20 protein-coding genes are annotated in these 22,397 nt (G+C 66.2%); 10 read left to right on the forward strand and 10 right to left on the reverse strand.

Translation table 11 applies throughout. From position 1 onward, the window contains the following. Window positions 1–2: 2 nt before the first annotated feature. The gene (locus G568_RS18025; protein WP_051202627.1) at window positions 3–3,365 is read right to left on the reverse strand and encodes an AsmA-like C-terminal region-containing protein; all 3,363 of its coding nucleotides are present in this window, start codon (window positions 3,363–3,365) and stop codon (window positions 3–5) included. 109 nt (window positions 3,366–3,474) lie between these two features. On the opposite strand from G568_RS18025, the gene G568_RS0102605 reads away from it, so the two are divergent. From G568_RS0102605 to G568_RS18030, 3 genes are all read left to right on the forward strand, one after another. After that, window positions 3,475–3,936 carry a peroxiredoxin gene (locus tag G568_RS0102605; RefSeq protein WP_026756588.1) on the forward strand — a complete coding sequence of 154 codons (462 nt, stop codon included), beginning with the start codon at window positions 3,475–3,477 and terminating at the stop codon, window positions 3,934–3,936. Between the two features lie 200 nt (window positions 3,937–4,136). Further along, window positions 4,137–5,462: a M23 family metallopeptidase gene (locus G568_RS0102610; RefSeq protein WP_026756589.1), complete on the forward strand. Its 1,326-nt coding sequence runs from the start codon at window positions 4,137–4,139 to the stop codon at window positions 5,460–5,462. Continuing rightward, window positions 5,452–6,063, forward strand: coding sequence for a bactofilin family protein (locus G568_RS18030; RefSeq protein WP_084627311.1), 612 nt, complete (start codon window positions 5,452–5,454; stop codon window positions 6,061–6,063). The genes G568_RS0102610 and G568_RS18030 overlap by 11 nt, the downstream gene beginning before the upstream one ends. A gap of 275 nt (window positions 6,064–6,338) precedes the next feature. Here the strand turns inward: G568_RS18030 and G568_RS0102620 are convergent, their stop codons facing one another. Continuing rightward, window positions 6,339–6,923, reverse strand: coding sequence for an HNH endonuclease (locus tag G568_RS0102620; protein WP_026756590.1), 585 nt, complete (start codon window positions 6,921–6,923; stop codon window positions 6,339–6,341). Between the two features lie 172 nt (window positions 6,924–7,095). After that, the gene (locus tag G568_RS0102625; protein ID WP_026756591.1) at window positions 7,096–8,340 is read right to left on the reverse strand and encodes an aminopeptidase; all 1,245 of its coding nucleotides are present in this window, start codon (window positions 8,338–8,340) and stop codon (window positions 7,096–7,098) included. 280 nt (window positions 8,341–8,620) lie between these two features. Here G568_RS0102625 and G568_RS0102630 point away from each other — a divergent pair, with 280 nt between their 5' ends. Continuing rightward, on the forward strand, window positions 8,621–10,003 hold the full coding sequence (locus G568_RS0102630) for an aspartate aminotransferase family protein (RefSeq protein ID WP_026756592.1): 1,383 nt from the start codon (window positions 8,621–8,623) through the stop codon (window positions 10,001–10,003). Window positions 10,004–10,145: 142 nt separating this feature from the next. Here G568_RS0102630 and G568_RS0102635 read toward each other — a convergent pair whose 3' ends face one another. The 4 genes from G568_RS0102635 to G568_RS0102650 are packed head-to-tail and all read right to left on the reverse strand — an operon-like array spanning window position 10,146 to window position 14,160. Then, entirely contained in the window at window positions 10,146–11,453 is a 1,308-nt protein-coding gene (locus G568_RS0102635) for an ArgE/DapE family deacylase (RefSeq protein ID WP_245582864.1), read from the reverse strand. A gap of 25 nt (window positions 11,454–11,478) precedes the next feature. Then, entirely contained in the window at window positions 11,479–12,111 is a 633-nt protein-coding gene (locus G568_RS0102640) for a 3-oxoacid CoA-transferase subunit B (protein WP_084627312.1), read from the reverse strand. A 7-nt stretch (window positions 12,112–12,118) separates the two neighbouring features. Next, window positions 12,119–12,811 carry a CoA transferase subunit A gene (locus G568_RS0102645; protein ID WP_026756595.1) on the reverse strand — a complete coding sequence of 231 codons (693 nt, stop codon included), beginning with the start codon at window positions 12,809–12,811 and terminating at the stop codon, window positions 12,119–12,121. Beyond that, complete coding sequence (locus G568_RS0102650) at window positions 12,808–14,160, reverse strand: aminotransferase family protein (protein WP_026756596.1); 1,353 nt, start codon at window positions 14,158–14,160, stop codon at window positions 12,808–12,810. Before G568_RS0102650 ends, G568_RS0102645 begins: the two co-directional genes overlap by 4 nt. Before the next feature lie 229 nt (window positions 14,161–14,389). On the opposite strand from G568_RS0102650, the gene G568_RS0102655 reads away from it, so the two are divergent. Both G568_RS0102655 and G568_RS0102660 read left to right on the forward strand, forming a co-directional pair. Continuing rightward, complete coding sequence (locus G568_RS0102655; protein ID WP_026756597.1) at window positions 14,390–16,000, forward strand: GMC family oxidoreductase; 1,611 nt, start codon at window positions 14,390–14,392, stop codon at window positions 15,998–16,000. Between the two features lie 59 nt (window positions 16,001–16,059). Next, window positions 16,060–16,407 carry a RidA family protein gene (locus tag G568_RS0102660; RefSeq protein WP_026756598.1) on the forward strand — a complete coding sequence of 116 codons (348 nt, stop codon included), beginning with the start codon at window positions 16,060–16,062 and terminating at the stop codon, window positions 16,405–16,407. 74 nt (window positions 16,408–16,481) lie between these two features. On the opposite strand, the gene ppk2 is transcribed toward G568_RS0102660, so the two are convergent. Both ppk2 and ndk read right to left on the reverse strand, forming a co-directional pair. After that, window positions 16,482–17,429 carry a polyphosphate kinase 2 gene (ppk2, locus tag G568_RS18035; protein WP_169576932.1) on the reverse strand — a complete coding sequence of 316 codons (948 nt, stop codon included), beginning with the start codon at window positions 17,427–17,429 and terminating at the stop codon, window positions 16,482–16,484. A gap of 134 nt (window positions 17,430–17,563) precedes the next feature. Next, complete coding sequence (gene ndk, locus G568_RS0102670; protein WP_026756599.1) at window positions 17,564–17,986, reverse strand: nucleoside-diphosphate kinase; 423 nt, start codon at window positions 17,984–17,986, stop codon at window positions 17,564–17,566. Between the two features lie 198 nt (window positions 17,987–18,184). Here ndk and G568_RS0102675 point away from each other — a divergent pair, with 198 nt between their 5' ends. From G568_RS0102675 to G568_RS0102690, 4 genes are all read left to right on the forward strand, one after another. Continuing rightward, on the forward strand, window positions 18,185–18,472 hold the full coding sequence (locus G568_RS0102675; protein ID WP_026756600.1) for a hypothetical protein: 288 nt from the start codon (window positions 18,185–18,187) through the stop codon (window positions 18,470–18,472). Between the two features lie 45 nt (window positions 18,473–18,517). Next, on the forward strand, window positions 18,518–20,380 hold the full coding sequence (locus tag G568_RS0102680) for an ABC-F family ATP-binding cassette domain-containing protein (RefSeq protein ID WP_026756601.1): 1,863 nt from the start codon (window positions 18,518–18,520) through the stop codon (window positions 20,378–20,380). Window positions 20,381–20,453: 73 nt separating this feature from the next. Continuing rightward, window positions 20,454–21,068, forward strand: coding sequence for a MarC family protein (locus G568_RS0102685; RefSeq protein WP_026756602.1), 615 nt, complete (start codon window positions 20,454–20,456; stop codon window positions 21,066–21,068). 56 nt (window positions 21,069–21,124) lie between these two features. Beyond that, window positions 21,125–21,700 carry a retropepsin-like aspartic protease family protein gene (locus tag G568_RS0102690; RefSeq protein ID WP_026756603.1) on the forward strand — a complete coding sequence of 192 codons (576 nt, stop codon included), beginning with the start codon at window positions 21,125–21,127 and terminating at the stop codon, window positions 21,698–21,700. Window positions 21,701–21,906: 206 nt separating this feature from the next. Here G568_RS0102690 and G568_RS0102695 read toward each other — a convergent pair whose 3' ends face one another. Then, the gene (locus tag G568_RS0102695; RefSeq protein WP_026756604.1) at window positions 21,907–22,371 is read right to left on the reverse strand and encodes a DNA polymerase III subunit chi; all 465 of its coding nucleotides are present in this window, start codon (window positions 22,369–22,371) and stop codon (window positions 21,907–21,909) included. Window positions 22,372–22,397: the final 26 nt, after the last annotated feature.

A 22,397-nucleotide genomic window follows, 5' to 3' on the forward strand; every position in this document is an offset into this window, starting at 1 on the left:
GGTTATGGCCTTGTCTGCTGCTTTGGCGGTTGCCGTTTCGGCGCCTGCGCCCCCTCGCCCGAGTCGGGGTCCGGCGGCGGGCGGCGGAATATCTCGCGGAACATGCCCGGTGTAAAGATCGATAGCGGATTGACCTGCACGCGCGGATCCTCGGCGGTGCCGCGCATCCGGTAATTGAACCCGATGAGCCCCTCGCCCTTGCGCGTCAGGATCGAACCGATCGCGTTGAACATGTAAAACGGCGAGATCACCCCCTGCATGTCCATGCGTCCACTCTTGAGACTGTAAATCCCGTCCATAGACAGACCCAGAGACGCGCCGACCGCGCTGCTCGATTCCACCACCACCCGCGACGGGGTCAGGCGGAACTGCGCATCGACCTCGCCAAACAGCAGGCCATTGCCGCTCAACTGCTCCAAGATGCCCACCACGCTCACGGCGTTCAGCAGCGCCGCCATCGCCGGAGCGTTGCGCAGCCACACGTCGCGCACCTTGAGCTGCCCGTCATAAGTGCCCGGTGCCCCCACCGGCAGCAAAGTCAGGTCCATTGCCCCCCGCCGCGCCTGTTTCAACAGCCCCGCCGCCGCGAACACCGCGCCGGCATCAGCCGATTGGATGCGAAACGCGCTGCGCCCGCCTTGCGGCACCACCCGGCCCGTCACCTGCGCCTCGCCGTTGACCGCCCCGGTAAAGGTCCCGTCCAGCCCGCCGGCGGTGGAAAACTGCCCCTCGAAGTCGCGCAGGGCAATCCCTTCGGACACCTGCAAACGGTCCAGCGACAGGATCAGCGGTCCGCCATTCCCCGCCTGGCCGCCTTCACCGTCACCGCCGCCAATGCCCGCCGCCGAGGTGCGCCGCAGATCGATCCACCCGCCCGTTACGCGCACCTCGGGCGCAGTTTGCGGGCCGCGCCCGACCAACTCCACCGGCGCGTTCAGCCAATCCTCGACGCGCACGTTGATGAACTCCGCGCGCTCCAGCGTCCCGCCCTCGGCCAGGCTCACCTGCCCCGACAGCTCCAGCCCATCCGCCTCCAGCGATAGCCGGTCGATGCGCGGCGGCTCTCCTAGTGCGCCTGCCACCTCCAGCCGCCCCTGCCCCGCCTCGGGCAAGGCCCAGCCGATCCACGGCAGGTTCAAACCCAGCCCCGCCAGATCCGATTGCAGGGTAAACGCCGGTTGGCTGCCGCGATTGAACACGATCTCGAAAGGCGCCGCGTTTCGCCCCGAAACGGACCCAGGCGGTAGGCCAACGCGGAACTCCTCGACGAACTCCTGCGACAGGGTCACGGTGCCGTCTACGCGGCTTTTGCCCGCATCCTCCTTGCGCAACCCGCTGTGCCATACGGCATCGAATGGCACGCGACCGACCCGGCCCTTGCCACTGATGGTCACCGCGTCATTGTCGGCCTCCACCTCCAGCAGCGGCGCCGCCAATACCCGCTCCGGCACGATCTTTTCGCTGCGCACGTCGCGCAAGTGCCCGCGCGCGGAAAACACTACCTCCTCGGGCTGCAACCCCTTCTTCAGCCTCAGCGCGAGCGAGGCGCGCACCTCCGCACGCCCGTCGGCCAGCGTCACCGGCTGTCCCGCTTTCTCGATAAAGTTGAGCGGATCGCTGTCCAGCATCGAAAGCGCCGCCGTGATCGTGCTTTGCGATCGCAAATGCACCGTCGCCGGCGCCTCGTGGATGCGCACATCGGGCACCACCAGGCTGGTGCCCGCCACGTCCAGCGCGCCGCCCTGCGGGGGCGTGACATGCCCGCGCGCGGCGGTTACGACAAAGCGGTTATTCATCAACGTCGCATGCCCCGCGCCGCCGTGCAGAACCGGCAATTGGCGCGCGTATGTCACCTCGGCCTCGTCGAACTCGAACTCTAGGAACACGGTCTGGCGGACATCCATCCCGGTGCGATACGCCAGCCGGATATCGTGCACCGACGCACTGTGCAGGTTCTCGACGATCCAGTTGCGCGTGCGCGGCTTGATGCGTTGCGGCCAAAGCGCGACCACACGATCGGGGCTGATCGCGTCCATCTCTCCGTTCAGCGCCAGCGCCCAGCCCCCGGCCCCCGCATCCAGCGTTCCGTCCAGATGCAGCACCTGTTCCTGGTCGGTGATGCTGACCTGCCCGATATCCAGCGAAAATGGATCAAGCCGCAGGCGGAAATCCATCTCGGCCCGCTCAAGCTTCACCGGCTCGGGATAGAGCGCGTCGGGGTTGGCGGCGATGTCGCGCAGAGTGAACTGCCCCAGCATCTCGCGCGGCCAGCCGTCTTGCATCCCCCGCAACGTCGCGCGCCCCTCGGCCCGCAGACTGACCCATTTGCTGCTGACCGAAACCTCGTCAAAGCGCAATTGCTCCGTCGTCGGCGAATATGTCAGGTAGGCGCGCGCCGCATCGAACGGGATCGGGCGCGTGGCCTCGGTCGGTTGCACAACGCCCGCCCCGATCTGCAACGTCGCGTTCAGCGGCCCAAGCGCCCCCGCCCCGTTCAGCGACGCCCGGATCGCCCCCGAAATCGGCGCCCGCAGCACGTTCAGCCACGCCAGCGCCGGCGCCTGGTCGGCAATGTCGGCCGCCGCCATGTCGCGAAAGCTCATCCCGAATTGCGCCGCGGACGAGCCAAGCGCGCTGGAATAGCTCAGCTCGAGCGTGGTGGCGTAATCATACCCGCCAAGAAGGGCGAAGTCGCCGCTCACGCTCAGCTCTCCTTGCTCCCGCGTCAGGCGCAGCCGCCCGCCATCCACCGTCCAGGCCCGCCCCGCGCGCGCATCCTCATAGCGCACGGTCAGCGCCTCGGCGGTGACGCTGCGCAGCGACGATAGCTGCGGCCGTGCCATCAGGGCATCCACCGCCTCGACGATCTGCGCCGCGCTTACCGCCTGCCCCAGCGGGCGCAGGTCCGCCCCCAGCGACAGATCGAACACCCCGTCCGGCGTGCGCCGCACCTTGACCCGCGCCCCCGACAGGCGCACCCGCCCGGGCCGTATCCGCCCCTCCAGCAACGCCGCGCCCGAGACGCTCAGCTCAATATCGCTCAGCGTCAGAACCGGTCGCCCCGATACCTCGCTCAGGTCCACGTCCTGCAATCGCAAGCTGGGCTGCCACCCCTGCGACACCACAAGCGTCACCGCGCCAAAGCGCACCTGCATCCCCGGCAGCGCCGCGCTGGCGCGGTCCTCGATCCGTTCGTGCATCCATTGCGGCGCCTCCAGCGGCCTGCCGATCGCCGACACCACCAGCAACATCACCGCCACCGCCAGCGCCGCCAGCCCGATCAGCGCGGCAAACCCCACGCGCCGCCGCCTGCGCCGCCGCGGGGCCTTTTCGCTGTGGGAAGAGGTGGGATCGGGTGATTTCATTGTCTGTCTTGGTCTGCCTCGACGCACGGCCCTTGCGGGTCGCGCTTTATTCTCGCCGCTCACGCCCTAATATGAAACTCGCTTTTTGTCCGCAGAAAAGGAATAGCACATGCTCGACGCGCCCGACACCGCCCCCGATTTCACCCTGCCCTGCGATGACGGCACCCGCGTCACGCTGTCGGCGCTGCGCCCGGCGCCCGTTGTCCTGTTCTTCTATCCGCGCGACGACACCTCGGGCTGCACACGCGAGGCGACCGATTTCACCGCCCTCGCGGATGATTTCGCGGCATTGGGCGTCAAGGTGTTCGGCATCTCCAAGGACAGTCTCGCCAGCCATGAAAAATTCGCCGCCAAGCACGGCCTCGCCGTCCCCCTTCTGTCCGACGCGGACGGCACAGTGTGCGAGGATTACGGCACCTGGCGGGAGAAAAAGATGTACGGAAAAGCCTTCTGGGGGATCGAACGCTCGACGTTCCTGATCGACGGATCGGGGCAAATCGCCCGCGCCTGGCGCAAGGTCAAGGTGCCCGATCACGCCGCCGCGGTCCTTGCCGCCGCGCGCGCCATGTGAGCTTGCTTCGCCTGAGCAATGTCGCTCAAGCGCTTCATTTCGGCGGTTTTTTGCCAAATTCCGGCCCTGCACGGCCCTGCGAGCGCCCTCGCGGGCGGAAAGCGGTTGCCCTGCGCGCGCTCACTGGTTAATCAAATCCAAAGCCCTGGACAGCATAACACGGGGCGCGCACAAAGGGACGGATCAAGGGGCACGAACCATTGAGAACACGACTGGCAATTCGTTTCGACACGATGCTCGAGGCCTGGTTTCCCGAGCGTCGGCTCTTCCTGAAGTCCGATACCGATACCCGCTTCATCCGGCTCAGGCCGCACACCCAGATGATCGGCTTTGCCGGCAGTACGCTGCTGGTGGCCTGGGCGATTATCGCCACCGCGATCATCTTGATGGATTCGATCGGCGCGGGAAATTTCCGCGACCAGGCCCGCCGCGATCAGCAAACATACGAGGCGCGGCTCAACGCCCTTGCGCAAGAACGCGATGCCCGCGCCAGCGAGGCGCAGGCCGCGCAAGAGCGGTTCAACAGCACGCTTGAGCAGGTCTCGCAAATGCAGACAGAGTTGCTGGCCTCGGAAACCCGTCGGCGCGAGTTGGAGACAGGGATCGACGTGATCCAGACCACCCTGCGCCGTACCCTCAAGGAACGCGACGCCATAAAGCGAAAGGTCGCCGCGCTCACGGATGGCGACCAATCCGCGTCGCAAGCCAACGTGACCGAGGCCGAATCCGAGGCCATGGACATGGTGATCGCCGCCCTCGCCGATACCGCGACGGAACGTGACATCATCGCCACCGACGCGCAGGACGCGGTGAAAACCGCCAAGGAGCTGGAATTTCAGATCCGCCTGATGCAGGACCAGAACGATCAGATCTTCCGCCAGCTTGAAGAGGCGATGGCCGTCTCGGTCAAGCCGCTCGACAAGATGTTCCGCTCGGCCGGGATGAATACTGAGACCATCCTCGACCAGGTGCGCTCGGGCTATTCCGGGCAAGGCGGGCCGCTGATGCCGATATCGTTTTCCACCAAGAGCCAGGAACTGACCCCGGACGAAGTGCGCGCCAACCGTATCTTGCAGCAGATGGACAAGCTCAACCTCTACCGCATCGCCGCCGAAAAGGCGCCGTTCAACAACCCGGTGCGCGCCTCGTTCCGCTTTACCAGCCCTTTCGGCAATCGCCGCCACCCCGTCACCGGCGGCAACCGCATGCATGACGGCGTCGATTTCGCCGCCCCCATGGGTACCGACATTTTCGCCACCGCCGATGGCGTTGTCACCTATGCCGGCTGGCAATCGGGCTATGGCCGCATCGTCAAGATCCGGCACGAATTTGGCGTCGAAACCCGCTACGCCCATATGTCGCGCATCCGCGTCAAGAAGGGACAAAAAGTCTCGCGCGGGGACCATATCGGTGATATGGGCAACTCAGGACGGTCCACCGGCTCGCACGTTCACTACGAAGTGCGCGTAAACGGGAAACCCGTCAATCCAATGACCTACATCAAGGCTGCGAGAAATGTTTTCTAGAAGCAAGATCAACGACCCCGGCCCCAAGGCTGACGACGCAAGCAAACCCGCCGCGTCCGAAGCCACCCAAAGTGCCGCGCAGAGCAAGCCTGCCGAACCCAAGAGCAGCAGCCCCGCCAAGCCCAAGCCGCCGGCGTCGACCCTGTCCTCGGATCTGCATATCAGCGGCAACATCAAGACCAGTGGCGATGTCCAGGTCGAAGGCACCGTCGAAGGCGATATTCGCGCACACCTGCTGACGGTCGGCGAATCCGCCACCATCAAGGGCGAGATCGTCGCCGATGACGTGGTCATCAACGGTCGCATCGTGGGCCGTGTGCGCGGCCTCAAGGTGCGCCTGACCTCCACCGCGCGGGTCGAAGGGGATATCATCCACAAGACCATCGCGATCGAATCCGGCGCCCATTTCGAAGGCTCGGTTCAGCGGCAGGATGACCCGCTCACGCCCCAGAACAAGGGCGCGGCCACACCGCAACCGCAGCGCCAGCAGCAAACGCAGCAACAGCAGCAACGCAGCCAGCAACAGCAGCCCGCAGCGGCCAAACCCGCCAGCAGTGAGGCCGCCGCCGCCTCGCAGGGCAAGGGCAACACCGGCTCCTGAGCCGCACCGCAATCCTGAACGCCGAAGGGCGCCGCACCACCGCGGCGCCCTTTGTCATTGGCGGGGGTGTGGAGCCAAGCACAAACCAAGCGAGCGCCTGCCCTTGGGGTGACGCCGCAACGACCGAGCTGAACACTTTATCCCGCCAAATACCTCCACCCTACCGATGGCAGTGCCCGGCCTCCAAAGCGCCAGCCCGCCGGAACAAAAAGGCGCTCGCCCGGCGCCCTGCGGGCGCTGTTCGGGCGGGGGCGCCACCCCCCACCACCAGCCCTTCACGCCTCCAACTCGGCATCCCAATACAGGAAATCGATCCAGCTTTCGTGCAGGTGGTTGGGCGGGAACTTGCGCCCCATGTTGCGCATTTCCTCGGCGCCCGGCGCGCGCGGCGTCTTGCGCAGGTGCAGCCCCGAGCGCCGCAGGCTCCGCGATCCCTTGCGCAGGTTGCACGGCGCGCAGGCGGCCACCACGTTTTCCCACGTGGTCGTGCCCCCGGCGGCGCGCGGCACCACGTGATCAAAGGTCAGATCGGAGCGCGTGCCGCAGTACTGACAGCGAAATTCATCCCGCAGAAAAAGATTGAAGCGCGTGAATGCCACGCGCTTCCTCGGTTTGACGTAATCTCTCAGAACCACCACCGACGGCATTCGTATCCGCATGCTCGGGCTTCGCACCACGTGGTCATACTCGGCCACGATATCGACCCGGTCCAGCCACACCGCCTTGACCGCCTCCTGCCAGGGCCACAGCGATAGCGGGTAATATGAGAGCGGCCGGTAATCCGCATTCAGCACCAGCGCCGGGTTCTGCTTGAGCCCCGCCGGCTCCCTGACAAAATCGCGCCTGAAGTCTCCGTCCATCTGGCAATTCTCCCTGCCCAGCCTGCCCTGCGATGGCGACGGGGCGGGGGACCGCCCCGGCACATCTAACACTATATATCGCGTTCGCCGTGGGGCAAGCCCCATGTATCTGCGATCACACCAAGGCAGTAGCGCGCCATTGCAACAGCGCGATGACAGGCGCGGGCGCCGCTCAGACCCACTCGCCCTTGCGGAACACCGGGACGCGGCTGCCGTCCCCTGTCACGCCGTCGATGTCGATCTCGGCCGAGCCGATCATCCAGTCGATATGGATCATGCTCTCGTTGCCGCCCCGCGCCGCGATCTCTTCGCGGCTGAGGGTATCGCCCCCCTCGAAGCACTTGGAATAGCACTGCCCAAGCGCGATGTGGCAGGCGGCGTTCTCATCGAACAGCGTGTTGTAAAACAATAGCCCCGATTGCGAGATTGGCGAGGAATGCGGCACCAACGCCACCTCGCCCAGGCGCCGCGCGCCCTCGTCGCTGTCCAGAACCTTGTGCAGAACCGCCTCGCCGCGGCTGGCGCTGGCCTCGACGATCCGGCCGGATTCGAATCGCACGGCGATATCCTCGATCAACGTCCCCTGGTACGAAAGCGGCTTGGTCGCGCTCACATGCCCCTCCACCCGCGCGGCGTGCGGCGTGGTGAACACCTCTTCGCTGGGGATGTTGGGGTTGCACACGATCCCGTTCTTGGCCAGCGACGCGCCGCCCATCCATTCGTGCCCATCGGCCAGGCCCACGCGCAGATCGGTGCCCGGCCCGGTGAAATGCAACGCCGCGAACCGCTGCGCATTCAGCCAATCCGTCCGCGCCCTGAGCCGCGCGTTATGCGCCTGCCAGTTGGCCACGGCATCGGCATCCTCCACGCGCGAAGCCGCGAATATCGCATCGGCCAGCTTCGCCACCGCCGCCCCCTCGGGCAGGTCCGGGAACACCAGCTGCGCCCACTCCGTGCCCGGCCACGCCACCAGGTTCCAGTTGATGTCGAACCCGGTGATCCGCTCGCGCGCGGGCTTGTAAGCCTCCGATTGCGCCTTGGACGCGCGCGACACACGCTCGGGATCCTCGTTGGACAGCAGCATCGGGTTGTCGCCCACCACTCCCAACCGCGCGGTATTGGCGTCGAACGCCTGCGCCATCCCCTCGTAAAGCCACCCCGCCGCGCGGTCGAAGCTTTCGTCGCGGGCATGCGCGAACCGCGCCAGCGTCACTTGGTCATCCGACAACAGCGGCGTCACCACGCCCGCGCCCGCCTCATACGCATGCACCGCGATGCGCCGCACCAAAGGCGCCGCCGCGATCGGCGCGGTCAGCAGCAGGTCCTGCCCCTCTTGCAGGTTCAACCCCACCTTCACGGCCACCTCGGCCAAACGGTCCAGCTTGACAGGATCAATCGGTGCGGTTTCGGTGCTCATCGTGGCGGCCTCCAAGGGGGGTGATCGGGTCTGGCAGACCATAAGCCGCGCACCAGCAGGGTCAATGGCCCGGCGACACATCCTCCCGACGCACCGCCGCGCATGCAGCCACCCGCGCACAAACGATAAGTCCAGATGCCCCCGCCCCGGCCTCCGTGCCGCAAATCCGCGTGACAAGCCCGCACCAGACCCACACACTGCGGCCAAAACCACCCGGTCCCCGCGCGCGCGCCACGCCACGCGAAGGGGCCAAAGCCACCAAACCCAACAGGAGCCTACCATGGAACCGCTTTCCAATTCCTCTGCCCAGGTCGATATCTCGACCGCGCTGCACCCCTATACCGACGCCCGCGCGCACGAGGCCCAAGGCCCCGTCATCATCGACCGGGGCGACGGCATCCACGTCTACGACCAGGGCGGCAAACGCTATATCGAGGGGCTGGCCGGGCTGTGGTCGGTCGCCGTCGGATTCAACCAGCCGCGACTGCGCGATGCGGCCACCGCCCAGATGGACCGCCTGCCCTATTACCATAGCTTCGCGCACAAGGCGCACGAGCCCTCGATCCGGCTAGGCGAGAAGCTGGTCGAAATGACGCCGGACAACCTCACGCGCGTGTTTTTCACCAATTCGGGGTCCGAGGCCAATGATACAGTGGTCAAGATGCTGTGGTACATGAACAACGCCCTCGGCAAGCCAGAGAAGAAAAAGTTCCTCGCCCGCACCAAGGGTTATCACGGCATCACCGTCGCCTCGGGCAGCCTCACGGGCCTGCCCAACAACCACCGCGATTTTGACCTGCCGGCGATCCCGGTCACGCACCTGACCTGCCCGCATTTCTACCGCTTCGGCAAGAACGGCGAGAGCGAAGAGGCGTTCACCGCGCGTCTCCTGGCCGAGCTGGAAGAAGTGATCGCGGCCGAGGGCGCCGACACCATCGCCGGCTTCATCGGCGAGCCGTTGATGGCCGCCGGCGGTGTGATGCCGCCGCCCGCCGGCTACTGGCCCGGGGTCGAGGCGATTTGCCGCAAACACGATATCAAGCTGATCGCGGATGAGGTGATCAACGGCTTCGGCCGCCTCGGCAGCGCCTTCGGCGCCACCCATTACGGCTTTACCCCCGATATCATGGTGACCTCGAAACAGCTCACCTCGTCCTACATGCCGCTGGCCGCCATTATTTTCTCGGAAGAGATCTATGACGGCATCGCAGACAACTCGCACCGCATCGGCACATTCGGGCATGGCTACACCGCCAGCGGCCACCCCGTCGCCACCGCCGTGGGGCTGGAAAACCTCAAGATCATCGAAGAGATGGACCTGATCGGCAACGCCGCCCGCCTGGGCCAGGTGCTGCAGTCCGAACTGGCCCAACTCGCGGATCACCCGCTGGTGGGCGAGGTGCGCGGCGAGGGCCTGATCGCGGGGCTGGAGCTGGTCGCCGACAAGGCCGGCAAGACGCCGTTCGATCCGGTCGGCAAGCTGGGGCTGGCCGCCTTCAACATCGGCCACGACGAAGGGCTGATCATGCGTAATATCGGCGACACGCTGGCGCTGTGCCCGCCGCTGATCCTGACCGAGGACGACGCCCGCGAAATTGCCGCCATCATGGCCCGCGTGCTCGACAGGACACAGGACTGGGCAAAGGACCAGGGCTTGCGCTGACGCGCCCGCCCGGCCCGCCGGGGGCGCTGCCCCCGGACCCCCGGGATATTTTGGGCCAGAAGAAACAGGGGCAAGGCACGTACCGGCCCTTCATCTTGCCCAAAATACTCCCGCCGGAGGCCTCCGCACTATCAGCCCGCGCTCAGGCGTCTTCGAGCCCGCACCACTCGGCGATGAACAGTGCTGTGGTCTGCGTCAGGCGCCGCAGGCTTTCCAGATCGACGCGCTCATTGAAGCCGTGGATCGCCTCGGCGCGCGGGCCGTAGACCAGCGCCGGCGTGTCAGCATAAAGCCCGAAAAAGCGCGCGTCCGTGGTCGCCGTAATCGCCGCGGTGTCCAACGCCCGGCCCGTCACCCGCTCATGCGCGCCGCCCAAGGCACCGATGGCGTCGCGCGCGGCGGTCGAGCGGTCTTGCGACAGAGCATAGCCCTCGGCCATGAAGCCGTGATAGACGATCTCGGGCTGGTTGTTGCGCAGGAAATCGCTGTCTTGCGCGGCGGCGCGCAGCACCTCCTCGATCTCGCGGCGTGCCTCGGCCAGGTTCTGACCAGGGAACACGCCCATGCGCACGTCAAAGACGCACCACGCCGGCACCGAGCTGGTCCAGTCGCCGCCTTGAATGCGCCCGATATTGAGGTTCAGCGGGTGATCCACATGCCCGTAATCGCCGTGCCGCCGCTCCGCCCCGTTCCAGCGCTCCTCCATCGCGTGCAGCGCCGTGATCAGGGGCATCGCCGCCTCGATCGCGTTGGCGCCGCTGCCGGCATAGGCGACATGCGCGGGCACCCCCTTCAGGTGCACCTGGAACCAGATCACGCCCACCTGCGCGGTGACCAGTGTCTCGTTGAACGGCTCGGGGATCAGCACCGCATCAGCGCGGTAGCCGCGTTGCAGGCAGGCCAGCGCGCCGTTGCCGGTGCATTCCTCCTCGACCACCGATTGCACATGCACATCCGCCCCCGGCGCCAGGCCGATCTCGCGCAGGGCGTCCAGCGCAAAGATGTTCGCCGCCAGCCCCGCCTTCATGTCGCCGGCGCCGCGCCCGTACATCCAGCCGCCATCGACGCGCGGCGAAAACGGCGGACTGTCCCACATGTCGTGCGGGCCCTCGGGGACCACATCGATATGCCCGTTGAGGATCAGCGACCGGCCCGTGCGGCGGCGGCTGGCATGGGTGCCCACCACGTTGACCGCGTCCTCGTAATCGCCGATCACCGGCGAGAACCCCGGCATGTCGCGGATATCGTCCAGGTCGATCTGCCAGCGATCCACCGACAGGCCCCGGTCGCCCATCTCGCGCGCCATGAAATCTTGCGCCGACTGCTCATTTCCGCGGGTCGAGGGATGCGCCGTCAGCTCCGACAGGAACGCCACCTCGCGGTCGAACAGCGCATCCACCGCGGCGCGGATACGGGGTTCAACCTCGGGCTCCATTTCTGGCGTCGTCATCGCGTGCCTCCCTCTCGCTTGTCGTCTAGAACACCGGCAGCGGCGCATCCGGCACCTCCAACGGCGCGCCGGTTGCCTCGACCACCTCGCGCACGCTGACGCCCTCGGCCAGCTCCCGCAAGACCACCCCCCGCGGCGTGACATCGCACACCGCCATGTCGGTATAGATCCGGCTGACGCTGCCCGACGCCGTCAATGGCAGCGTGCAGCGATCGACGATCTTGGGGTTGCCGGCCTTGTCCACATGCGCGGTGATCGCGCCAACCCGACGCGCCCGCTGTGCCAGCTCGATCGCGCCGCCCGCACCGGGCGAGAACCGCCCCGGGATGATCCAGTTCGCCAGATCCCCGTTCGCCGCCACCTCGAACGCCCCCAGAAGCGTCAAGTCCAGCCGCCCGGACCGCACTATCGCGAACGACACCGCACTGTCGAAATACGCGCCCCCCGGCAGGGTCGAGACATAGCTGCCGCCTGCGTCGATCAGGTTGCGATCTTCCTGCCCCGCAGGCATGACCGGCCCGACGCCGGAAATGCCGTTTTCCGAGTGCAGGCACACCGGCATCCCGGCGGGCAGATGCCCCACCACCTGCGTCGGCAGCCCGATGCCAAGGTTCACGCACATCCCCGGCACGATATCGGCCGCTGCCCGTGCCAACATGCGGGTTTTAGCGTTTGACGACACCATACACCTCCGGCAGTTCCGACATCTCGATCACGTGATCCACGAACGGGCCGGGCGTGTGCACCTCGTCGGGGCCAAGCGCGCCAAGGGGTTCTACCCGCTCGGCCTCGGCGATCACGCAGCGCGCGGCCATCGCGGCCAGCGGGTTGAAGTTGCGCGCGCTGGCCCGGTAGCACAGGTTGCCGAACGGATCGGCCCGCTCGGCATGGATCAATGCCACATCGGCATATAGCGCCGGCTCGAACATGCCCTCGCCGGCGGCGGTGGTGATCCGCTGCTTGCCCCGCGCAAGCAGTGTGTCCATCCCGATATCGGTGACGAACCCCATCACCCCTGCCCCCGCCGCGCGGATACGTTCGGCCAGAATTCCCTGCGCGTTGAACTCCACGTCAAGGCTGCCGTCGTTCATCATCGACACCGCCCGCGGATTGAGTCCGATATGCGAGGTGATCAACCGCTTGACCAGCCCCGCTTGCAACAGCCAATCCACCCCCATGCCGGTCTCGTTGGCGTCGTTCTTGATGATCGTCAGATCGCGCGCGCCATGCGCCACCAGCGCCTCGATCAAGCAAAACGGCGTGCCCGGCACCCCAAAGCCGCCCAGTATCACGCTGGCCCCGTCGCGGATGGTGGCGATGGCGTCCTCCATGGCGCATGTCTTGTCCGGCAGGCTCATGGCGCCGACACCGGCAGCGACAGCTCGGCCGCCAACGCCCCAAGGCTGTCGTCCAGAAGGCCGATGATTTCGTCGATCTGCTCGGGTGTCACAATGAGGGGCGGACAGACAAGGAAATGATCCCCCTCGCGCCCGCCGCGCGTGCGCCGCGAATAGATGATCAACCCCCGATCATACGCCAGCTCGACCAGCCGGTTAAACGCGTTCATCCCCGGCGGCAGCGGCGCCATGCTGCCCCGATCCGCGACCAGCTCAAACGCCAGCAAAAGCCCCTTGCCGCGCACGTCCCCGATGAACGGGTAGCGCGCCATCAGCGCCTCCAACCCGCGCTTGAGAAGCGCGCCCATCTCGGCGGCGTTCCCGATCAGGCCGGCGCGCTCGATCTCGTCCAGAACCGCCAGCCCTGCGGCACAGGCCAGCGGGTTGCCCGCATAGGTAAACCCGTTGGCAAAGCCCCCCGCGCCGGTCACCTCGTCCACGATCCCGCCGCGCGCCACCACCGCGCCAAGCGGCGCGTACCCGGCGGCAAAGCCTTTTGACAGGGTCACGATATCGGGTAGGATTCCCCAATGCTCGGCGGCGACGAAGGTGCCGGTGCGCCCGGCGCCGCTCATGACCTCGTCGTAGATCAGAAGGATACCGAACTCATCGCAGATCTCGCGGATACGCGCGTAGTAGCTGTCAGGCGCCACCAGCGCCCCCGTCGAGGCGCCGCCGACCGGCTCCATGATGAAGGCCAGAACGCTGTCGGGGCCCTGCGCCAGTATCTCCTCGCGCAGCATCTCGGCATATTTGAGGCCCCGCTCCTCGTCACTCAGATTGTCGCGGTCCAGGTAACAGGTCGGCGCGGGGATCTTGGGCATGTCGCGCATCATCGGCATGAACGGATCGCTCAGCGGCGCATACCCCGTCAGCGCCAGTGCGCCCAGGGTGCAGCCGTGATAGGATGGAAACCGCGATATCACTTTCCAGCGCCCCGCCTCGCCGCGCGACAGGGCGTGCTGCCGCGCCAGCTTGATCGCGCTTTCCACTGCCTCGGACCCGCCCGAGACGAAAAACACCCGGTCCAGATCGCCGGGCATCCGAGCCGCCGTGCGCCGCGCCAGATCCTCGGCCGGTTGGTTGCGGAAATGCAGGCGGTAGCCAAAGGTCGAGCGCTCCATCTGCTCGCGCATCGCGGCCAGTACGTTGGGATTGGAATGACCGATATTGCTGACCATCGCACCGCTGGAGCCGTCGAGATATCGCCGCCCCTCGGTGTCATAAAGGTAAATACCCTCCGCGCGGTCCAGCATCGGACGCGCGATATCGGTCAGGGAAAACAGGTTCGATGGGGGTTGGGTCGTCATTGGGGGCATTCACCTGCGGTCAAGATCTCGTCGCCGGGCGCACGCGCCGCGCGCACCCCTTTCCCCGAGGATAAAGCGCAGCGGGGACCATCATGCAAATAAATACCAAAGATAGTGACTATAGCATGGCTCTATGGTCCTTTGCCGCAGGGAAGTCGCGGGTGAAATGGCATTTTCACTTGAAAATCAAGGCCCCGGGCTGCACGCTTGGCTGTGGGAGCAGCAGATCATGACCTTCGATTACGTCATCATAGGCGCCGGCTCTGCTGGCTGCGTCCTCGCCGCCCGCCTGAGCGAGGACCCCACCACCACCGTGTGCCTTCTCGAAGCCGGCGGCGAGGGGCGGTCGATCCTCTTTCGCGCCCCGGCCGCCACCGTCGCGGTCCTGCCCGGGCGGCCCAAGATGGGCAACTGGGCCTTTGAAACGGTCCCCCAATCCGGCCTCGGCGGCCGTCGCGGATACCAGCCCCGAGGCAAGGCCCTCGGTGGCTCCAGCGCGATCAATGCGATGCTGTATATCCGCGGCCACTGCGCCGACTACGACGGCTGGGCCGATATGGGCTGCCCCGGCTGGGACTGGAACAGCGTGCTGCCCTACTTCAAGCGTGCCCAGAACAACGCCGAGGGGGGCGGCGCGTATCACGGCACCGATGGCCCCCTGCACGTCACGCCACAGTTCAGCCCCCGGCCCCTCACCCACGCCTTCGTCGAGGCCGCCAGCCAGATGCAGCACCCCCTGAGCGACGATTTCAACCGCGGCGAAACCGAGGGCGTCGGCCTCTACCCGGTGACGCAGTTCCACGACCCCGCTCGCCGGGGCGAACGATGCTCGGCCGCCGCCGCCTACCTGCACCCGGTGATGGACCGACCCAACCTGACCGTCATCACCCGCGCCCGCGCCGCCCGGATACAGGTCGAGGATGGCCGCGCGACCGGCGTCACCTACCTGCGACGCGGCCGCACCTGCTTTGCCTCCGCCCGCGCCGAGGTGCTCCTTTGCGGCGGCGCCTTCAACTCGCCCCAGATCCTGCAACTCTCGGGCATCGGCGCCCCCGATGACATCACCCCCTACGGCATCGAGATGACCCACGAGTTGCCCGGCGTGGGCCGCAACCTACAGGATCACCTCGATTTCATCCTCGCGTGGAAAACCCGCGATACCGACAATTTCGGCATCAGCCCCGCAGCGGGCCGCAACCTGTGGCGCCATATTCGGCGCTGGCGTCGCGACGGCACCGGTATGATCACCACCCCCTTCGCCGAGGGCGCCGGGTTCCTGAAAACCGATCCCGGACTTGCGCGGCCCGACATCCAGCTTCACTTCGTGATCTCCGTCGTCGATGACCACGCCCGCACCCTGCATCGCGGGCACGGCTTTTCCTGCCACGTCTGCGCCCTGCACCCCCATTCGCGCGGCACGGTGACGCTTAATTCCGCCGATCCCACCGCGCCGCCGCGGATCGATCCCGCCTACCTGACCGATACACGTGACATGGAAACGATGATCCGCGGTGCCAGGATGATGCGCCAGATCATGCAGGCCCCGGCGATGAAACCCTACCGCGAGACCGAGCTGTTCGGCACCCATGACGACATGAGCGATGCCGACTGGGCCAAACATATCCGCGCCCGTGCCGACACCATATATCACCCGGTCGGCACCTGCCGCATGGGCACCGATGACATGGCCGTTGTGGACCCCGAATTGCGGGTGCGCGGCATAGGCGGGCTGCGGGTGGTGGATGCCTCGGTGATGCCCACGCTGACCGGCGGTAACACCAACGCGCCGACCATCATGATCGCCGAGAAAGCCGCCGACATGATCCGCGCCGCCCCTTGACGCGCCGTGACCGCGCGCCGATACCGGGCCGGACAAACCCCGCAACAGGAGCGCCCAAAATGATCGAACGTCACCACGTCGGCCAACGCATGAGCCAGATCGTCAAGCATAACGGCACCATCTACCTCGCCGGCCAGGTCGGTCACGGCGACACCGTCGCCGAGCAGACTCGCGATTGCCTCGCGAAGGTGGACAAGCTGCTGGAAGAAGCGGGCAGCGACCGCGAGCATATCCTGCAGGCGATCATCTGGATGGCCGACATGGACCGCGACTTTGCCGAGATGAACACCATCTGGGATGCCTGGGCCCCCGAGGGCCACGCCCCCGCCCGAGCCGCCGGCGAAGCGAAGCTTGCAACCCCCGACTACCTGGTCGAAGTGATCGTGACCGCGGCCGAGAAAGCCTGATTTCCGGCAAGCTCCCGGCAGATTTCCCTGTCATCCTTGGTGATTGAGCCGCGCGGCGCCCACCGTCGCGGCCGCTACTTGCGCCGTGATCGCGTATCGGACGCGACCGCGGCGCCGGTCAACTGACCCGCGGCATGGATCACGTGCCCCGCATGCCCCACGATCAACGGATCGGAGGGCGTGGCGACCTCAAGGTCCTTGCCAGGGTAATCCAGCGTCGACAGGAAATGCCGCATGCAATTGAGGCGCGCACGTTTCTTGTCCTTCGACTTGATGATCGTCCACGGCGCGTCGGCGGTATCGGTATAGAAGAAATTGGCCTCTTTCGCGTCGGTATACGCGTCCCATTTCTCAAGGCTGGCCAGGTCTATGGGGCTCAGCTTCCAACGCTTGAGCGGGTCGCTTTCGCGCGCCCGGAACCGGCGCACCTGTTCCTCTCGCGTGACCGAGAACCAGTACTTGTAAAGCCGGATACCCGAGCGCACCAGCATCCGCTCCAGCTCGGGCGCCTGGCGCATGAACTCAAGGTACTCCGTCGCCGAGCAGAACCCCATGACCCGCTCAACCCCCGCGCGGTTGTACCACGAGCGGTCGTAGAACACCATTTCGCCGCTGGTTGGCAGGTGCTCGATATAGCGCTGGAAATACCATTGGCCCTTTTCCCGTTCGGATGGCTTGTTCAGCGCCACAACGCGCGCAAAGCGGGGGTTGAGATGCTCGGTAAAGCGCTTGATCGTGCCACCCTTGCCGGCCGCGTCGCGCCCCTCGAACAGAAGAACGAACTTCTGCCCGCTGTCCTGCGCCCACGCCTGCACTTTCAGCAACTCCGCCTGAAGCTTGGCCTTCTCGGCCTCGTAGGGCTTGCGCGCCATCGGGTGCGCGTAGGGATAGCGCCCGGTCTCGAACGCGATGCGAACTTCGTCCGCCGGTGTCTTGGGGAATGTATCCACGTCCCCACCGCCTTGCGGAGCGTGCCGCGTCGATGTGTGCCTGTGGGGTTGACCCTCGTAAGTATCGCTCATGAATTGCTCCTCTCTCATTCGATGCGATTCTACACCCAATACCGCCGCGCCGCCTTGTGGCAGGTCAACTCTCGCCAACGCAAAAGGCCGCCCCCAATGGGGACGGCCCGCATCGCATGCAATGGTCCGCGCGATTAGCCGACCAGTTCAAGCCCCGAGAAGAAGTAGGCGATTTCTTCTTTCGCCGTGTCCTCGCCATCCGAGCCGTGAACCGAGTTTTCGCCGATCGACAGGGCGTAGTCCTTGCGGATCGTGCCTTCGTCCGCTTCGGCGGGGTTGGTCGCGCCCATCACTTCGCGGTTCTTGGCAATGGCGTCTTCCCCTTCGAGAACCTGCACGACGATCGGCTCGGACGCCATGAACTCGCACAGTTCGTCATAGAACGGGCGTTCCTTGTGGACGGCATAGAACACGCCGGCCTGCGCCTTGGTCAACTGGATGCGCTTTTGCGCGATGATGCGCAGGCCCGCGGCCTCCAGCTTGGCGTTGATGGCGCCGGTCAGGTTGCGCTTGGTCGCGTCGGGTTTGATGATGCTGAAGGTCCGTTGGATGGCCATTTTTCGGTTTCCTTTGAAGGGTTGAATAGACTGGCGCGGCCTTAGCACGCGGGCGTGACGGGGAAAAGGGGGCACCGCGCCAAAGGCGAGACAAGGTGCGACAAACGACCCCTTGTCATTTCCGATTATTTTGGTCAGCTTTCGCCGAGCAACCTTACCGGCAGCCAGGAAACAAACACAGACACACGGGAAACAGTCATGAAACCAGTCAAAGCCATCGCGCTTGCCGCCCTTCTCGCCGCGCCGCAATTCGTCTCCGCCGAGGCAACGACGCCCATGCCCCTGACCTACGAGGTGTTCGAAGAAGCGATCCCGCATATCGACCTGGAAACCTGCCCGTCCGAGATGGCCGGGGATGACCGCTTCTGCCGCGCCGTGGTGCACCACGATGCGATCAACGTCTTCGCGTTCCTCTATGACGCCGACAGCCCCGCCGTCGCCTACCGCAGCTATCCGGCCGATGGGCTGAATGCGATCCTGGACTAGTAATCCGCATTGACACGGGTGGGGCGCTGGTTCAGTGCTCCGCCCATGTTACGCATTACCGATCTCAGCTTCTCGATGGAGGGCGCGCCGCTGTTCGACGGCGCCAGCGCAATCATTCCCACCGGCCACAAGGTGGGCGTGGTTGGCCGCAACGGCACCGGCAAGACCACCCTGTTCAAGTTGATCCGCGGCGAGCTGCACGCCGAAGGCGGCTCCATCACCCTGCCGCCCCGCGCCCGCATCGGCGGCGTCGCGCAGGAGGTGCCCGGCAACGAGGTGTCGCTGATCGATACCGTTCTGGCCGCCGATACCGAACGCGCCGCCCTGATGGCCGAGGCGGACACCGCCACCGACGCCGCCCGCATCGCCGAGATCCAGACCCGCCTTGCCGATATCGATGCCTGGTCCGCCGAGGGCCGCGCCAGCGCGATCTTGCGCGGCCTGGGCTTTGACGCAGACGAACAGCGCATGCCATGCAGCGCCTTTTCGGGCGGCTGGCGGATGCGTGTCGCGCTGGCGGCTGTGCTGTTCGCGCAGCCCGATCTGCTGCTGCTGGACGAGCCGACCAACTACCTCGATCTGGAGGGCGCGCTGTGGCTGGAAAACTACCTGCAGCGTTACCCCCATACTGTGCTGATCGTCAGCCACGATCGCGGCCTTCTGAACCGGGCCGTCGGCGGCATCCTCCACCTGGAGAACCGCAAACTCACCTACTACACCGGCCCCTATGACCAGTTCGCCCGCCAACGCGCCGAGCAGCGCGCGATTCAGGCCGCCGCCGCGAAAAAGCAAGAGGCCCGCCGCGCGCACCTGCAAGGCTTCGTCGATCGCTTCCGCGCGCAGGCCAACAAGGCCAAACAGGCGCAAAGCCGGGTCAAGATGCTGGAAAAGATGGAAACCATCCGCGCGCCCGAGGATGCCGCGCGTACCGTTTTCACCTTCCCCGAGCCCGAGCAGCTTTCGCCGCCCATCCTGATGACCGAAGGGGTCAATGTCGGCTACGACGGCACCACCGTGCTGCGCAATCTCGACCTGCGCATCGATCAGGACGACCGCATCGCGCTGTTGGGCAAGAACGGACAGGGCAAAACCACGCTGGCCAAGCTGCTGTCGGGGCGCCTGCCGCCGATGACCGGCAAGCTCCAGCATTCGGGCAAGCTGAGGATCGGGTTCTTCGCACAGCACCAGGTTGACGAGCTGCGCATCGAGGAAACGCCGCTGCAGCACCTGTTCCGCGAGTGCCCCGGCGAGGCGCAATCGAAACTGCGGGCGCGGCTGGCGGGCTTTGGCCTTGGCGCCGAGCAGGCGCAGACCCCGGTCGGCAACCTATCGGGCGGGCAAAAGGCGCGGCTGTCGCTGCTGCTGGCTACCCTGCCCGCGCCGCATCTGCTGATCCTGGACGAGCCGACCAACCACCTTGATATCGAAAGCCGCGAAGCGCTGGTCGAGGCGCTGACTGCCTATACCGGCGCGGTGATCCTGATCAGCCACGACATGCACTTGCTGTCGATGGTGGCCGACCGGCTGTGGCTGGTCAAGGACGGCACCGTGCGTCCCTATGACGACGATCTCGAGGCGTATCGCCGGATGCTGCTACAGGCCGACACCCCGGCCAAACCCGCCGCCGCGCGCAAGCCAGAGCAGCCCAAACGCGCCGGGCGCGACCAGATCCTCGCGCTGCGCGCGGAGCTGCGCAAATGCGAGGACCGGCTGGAGAAACTGGGCGAGATGAGCGAGAAGCTGGTGGCCAAGCTGGCCGATCCGGCGCTCTACGAGGAGGGGCGCTCGGACGAGGCGGCGGTATGGCAAAAGAAATACGCCGAACTGCGCGAGGCTCAAAGCCGCGCCGAGGATCTGTGGCTGCGCGCGCAGGACCGCCTGGAGCGCGCCGAGGGTCAGAACGCCTGATCCCGCGCGGCGGTGGCTTTGACATGGGCCGCGCATTCGGTACTAATGCGGCTCACGGATCGGAGCACGTGACATGGACAGCGCATTCCTGATTTCTGCTTTTGTCACGCTCTTCGTGATCATCGATCCCATTGGCCTGACCCCCATATTCGTCGCGCTGACCCAGGGCATGACCAGCCCACAGCGCCGCGCTATCGCGCTGCGCGCCTGCCTTGTCGGGGCGATCCTGCTGTGCCTGTTCGCCGCCTTCGGCGAGGCGGTTCTGGGCTTTGTCGGCATCTCGATGCCCGCGTTTCGCATCGCCGGGGGGATCTTGCTGTTCCTGACGGCGCTCGACATGCTGTTCGAACGGCGCACCAAGCGGCGCGAGGACCAGGCCGAGGATGATACCCCCGACCCTTCGGTGTTTCCGCTGGCGATCCCGCTGATCGCTGGGCCGGGCGCGATTGCCTCGATGATCCTGCTGGCGGGGCAGCAGCCGGGGCTGGCGGGGCTGGCTATCGTGATCGGCGTGATGCTGGCGGTGGTGGCGATGCTGTTCGTGATGTTCCTCGCCGCCGGCCTTGTCGAACGTGCCCTCGGGCGGACCGGCACCAACGTGATCACGCGGCTTTTGGGCATGCTTCTGGCGGCACTGTCGGTGCAATTCGTGCTGGACGGGCTGCGCGCCTTCGGCTTTGCCGGTTGAAATCGCGCCCGCCCGCGCCGATCTAATCACCAACAGCAATCAGGACCCCCGCCACGATGTCCGATCTTCCCAACCTGATCTACCTTGGTGCGCTGCTGGCGTTCATTGGCTTGTGGTTTGTCACGCAAAACCGCCTGTCGCTGGGCAAGACCCTGCAATACGCGCTTAGCTGGGCGTTGATCTTTGCCGCCGCCATCGCGGTTGTAGGGCTGTGGGGGGATCTGCGCCAAGTCGTGCGCCCCACCCAATCGGTCGATACTCGCGCCGGCAAGGTGGAACTGCCCCGCGCCCCCGACGGGCATTATTACGTCACCGCCGACGTCAACGGCGTGCCGATCCGCTTTGTCGTGGACACCGGCGCGACCGATCTGGTGCTAAGCCGCGAAGACGCGGAAAAGGTCGGCATCAACGCCGCCGACATGGCCTTCTACGGGCGCGCCCAAACCGCCAACGGCACCGTACGTACCGCGCCCGTTCAGCTCGACAGCCTGTCCATCGGCCCGATCCGGGACACCAACCTGCGCGCCTGGGTGACCGAGGGTGAGATGTCGGGCTCGCTCATGGGAATGAGCTACCTGCAGCGCTATTCCAAGATCGAGATCGCCGACGGCGCATTGGTGCTAACGCGCTAGCGGTACGGATTCAAACCGCGCGGAATCTAGGCCGCAGGCCTTCGCGCATCGCCGGACCGCCCGACGCCCCAAAGGGGCGCCGCCCAACAGCGGCACGCCTCCGGCGTGACGGCACGGCGATGCGCTCCCTCAGCCGGTCACCCGACGACTACAACCGGTAAGTCATGCCCCGGCCCCCAGCCCCGCGCAAGGCACAATGCCACACACTACCGCTCCGCCTTCTTCTCCCACTTGCCCCCGTCCTCGGCCCAGTATTGCGCCGCGCAGCCCGCGCTTGTCAGTTCCTTCCACTGCGCCCGCGCGCGGTCCAGCGCCTGCGCATCGTTGCCGTCGAACAGAACGCAAACCCGCTGCATGCGCTCCACCTCCTCGGGCGTGACCGGCGCGCCGTCCACCGCCATCAGGCAGGCGGCATCATTGGCCGCCGCCCCCGGTGCATCGGCACACAGCAGCACCGGCTGATCGGCATCATGCGCGCCGCCGACCACGCCGTGCGGCAAGAACCCCTCCTCGGGCACCAGCCACAGCTTCTGATCCAGCCACTCGATTCGTCCCGGATCGCTGCCGCGCACCAGAACCCGCCAGCCGGCCCCGCGCGCCTTGGACAGCAACATCGGCAAGGTCACCTCAAGAGGTGCGCGCGTCAGATGATAGAAATACGCCGCTCCCATGCGTCCCCCTTCGTGTGCCCTGCCCG

This window comes from Sediminimonas qiaohouensis DSM 21189, assembly GCF_000423645.1.
Classification (GTDB): Bacteria; Pseudomonadota; Alphaproteobacteria; order Rhodobacterales; family Rhodobacteraceae; genus Sediminimonas; species Sediminimonas qiaohouensis.

What these genes read in the sequence shown, in the direction of transcription:
- G568_RS18025 (WP_051202627.1), bottom strand. Translation starts at nt 3,365, where the DNA reads ATGAAATCACCCGATCCCACCTCTTCCCACAGCGAAAAGGCCCCGCGG.
- G568_RS0102605 (WP_026756588.1), top strand. Translation starts at nt 3,475, where the DNA reads ATGCTCGACGCGCCCGACACCGCCCCCGATTTCACCCTGCCCTGCGAT.
- G568_RS18030 (WP_084627311.1), top strand. Translation starts at nt 5,452, where the DNA reads ATGTTTTCTAGAAGCAAGATCAACGACCCCGGCCCCAAGGCTGACGAC.
- G568_RS0102620 (WP_026756590.1), bottom strand. Translation starts at nt 6,923, where the DNA reads ATGGACGGAGACTTCAGGCGCGATTTTGTCAGGGAGCCGGCGGGGCTC.
- G568_RS0102625 (WP_026756591.1), bottom strand. Translation starts at nt 8,340, where the DNA reads ATGAGCACCGAAACCGCACCGATTGATCCTGTCAAGCTGGACCGTTTG.
- G568_RS0102630 (WP_026756592.1), top strand. Translation starts at nt 8,621, where the DNA reads ATGGAACCGCTTTCCAATTCCTCTGCCCAGGTCGATATCTCGACCGCG.
- G568_RS0102635 (WP_245582864.1), bottom strand. Translation starts at nt 11,453, where the DNA reads ATGACGACGCCAGAAATGGAGCCCGAGGTTGAACCCCGTATCCGCGCC.
- G568_RS0102640 (WP_084627312.1), bottom strand. Translation starts at nt 12,111, where the DNA reads ATGTTGGCACGGGCAGCGGCCGATATCGTGCCGGGGATGTGCGTGAAC.
- G568_RS0102645 (WP_026756595.1), bottom strand. Translation starts at nt 12,811, where the DNA reads ATGAGCCTGCCGGACAAGACATGCGCCATGGAGGACGCCATCGCCACC.
- G568_RS0102650 (WP_026756596.1), bottom strand. Translation starts at nt 14,160, where the DNA reads ATGACGACCCAACCCCCATCGAACCTGTTTTCCCTGACCGATATCGCG.
- G568_RS0102655 (WP_026756597.1), top strand. Translation starts at nt 14,390, where the DNA reads ATGACCTTCGATTACGTCATCATAGGCGCCGGCTCTGCTGGCTGCGTC.
- G568_RS0102660 (WP_026756598.1), top strand. Translation starts at nt 16,060, where the DNA reads ATGATCGAACGTCACCACGTCGGCCAACGCATGAGCCAGATCGTCAAG.
- ppk2 (WP_169576932.1), bottom strand. Translation starts at nt 17,429, where the DNA reads ATGAGCGATACTTACGAGGGTCAACCCCACAGGCACACATCGACGCGG.
- ndk (WP_026756599.1), bottom strand. Translation starts at nt 17,986, where the DNA reads ATGGCCATCCAACGGACCTTCAGCATCATCAAACCCGACGCGACCAAG.
- G568_RS0102675 (WP_026756600.1), top strand. Translation starts at nt 18,185, where the DNA reads ATGAAACCAGTCAAAGCCATCGCGCTTGCCGCCCTTCTCGCCGCGCCG.
- G568_RS0102680 (WP_026756601.1), top strand. Translation starts at nt 18,518, where the DNA reads ATGTTACGCATTACCGATCTCAGCTTCTCGATGGAGGGCGCGCCGCTG.
- G568_RS0102685 (WP_026756602.1), top strand. Translation starts at nt 20,454, where the DNA reads ATGGACAGCGCATTCCTGATTTCTGCTTTTGTCACGCTCTTCGTGATC.
- G568_RS0102690 (WP_026756603.1), top strand. Translation starts at nt 21,125, where the DNA reads ATGTCCGATCTTCCCAACCTGATCTACCTTGGTGCGCTGCTGGCGTTC.
- G568_RS0102695 (WP_026756604.1), bottom strand. Translation starts at nt 22,371, where the DNA reads ATGGGAGCGGCGTATTTCTATCATCTGACGCGCGCACCTCTTGAGGTG.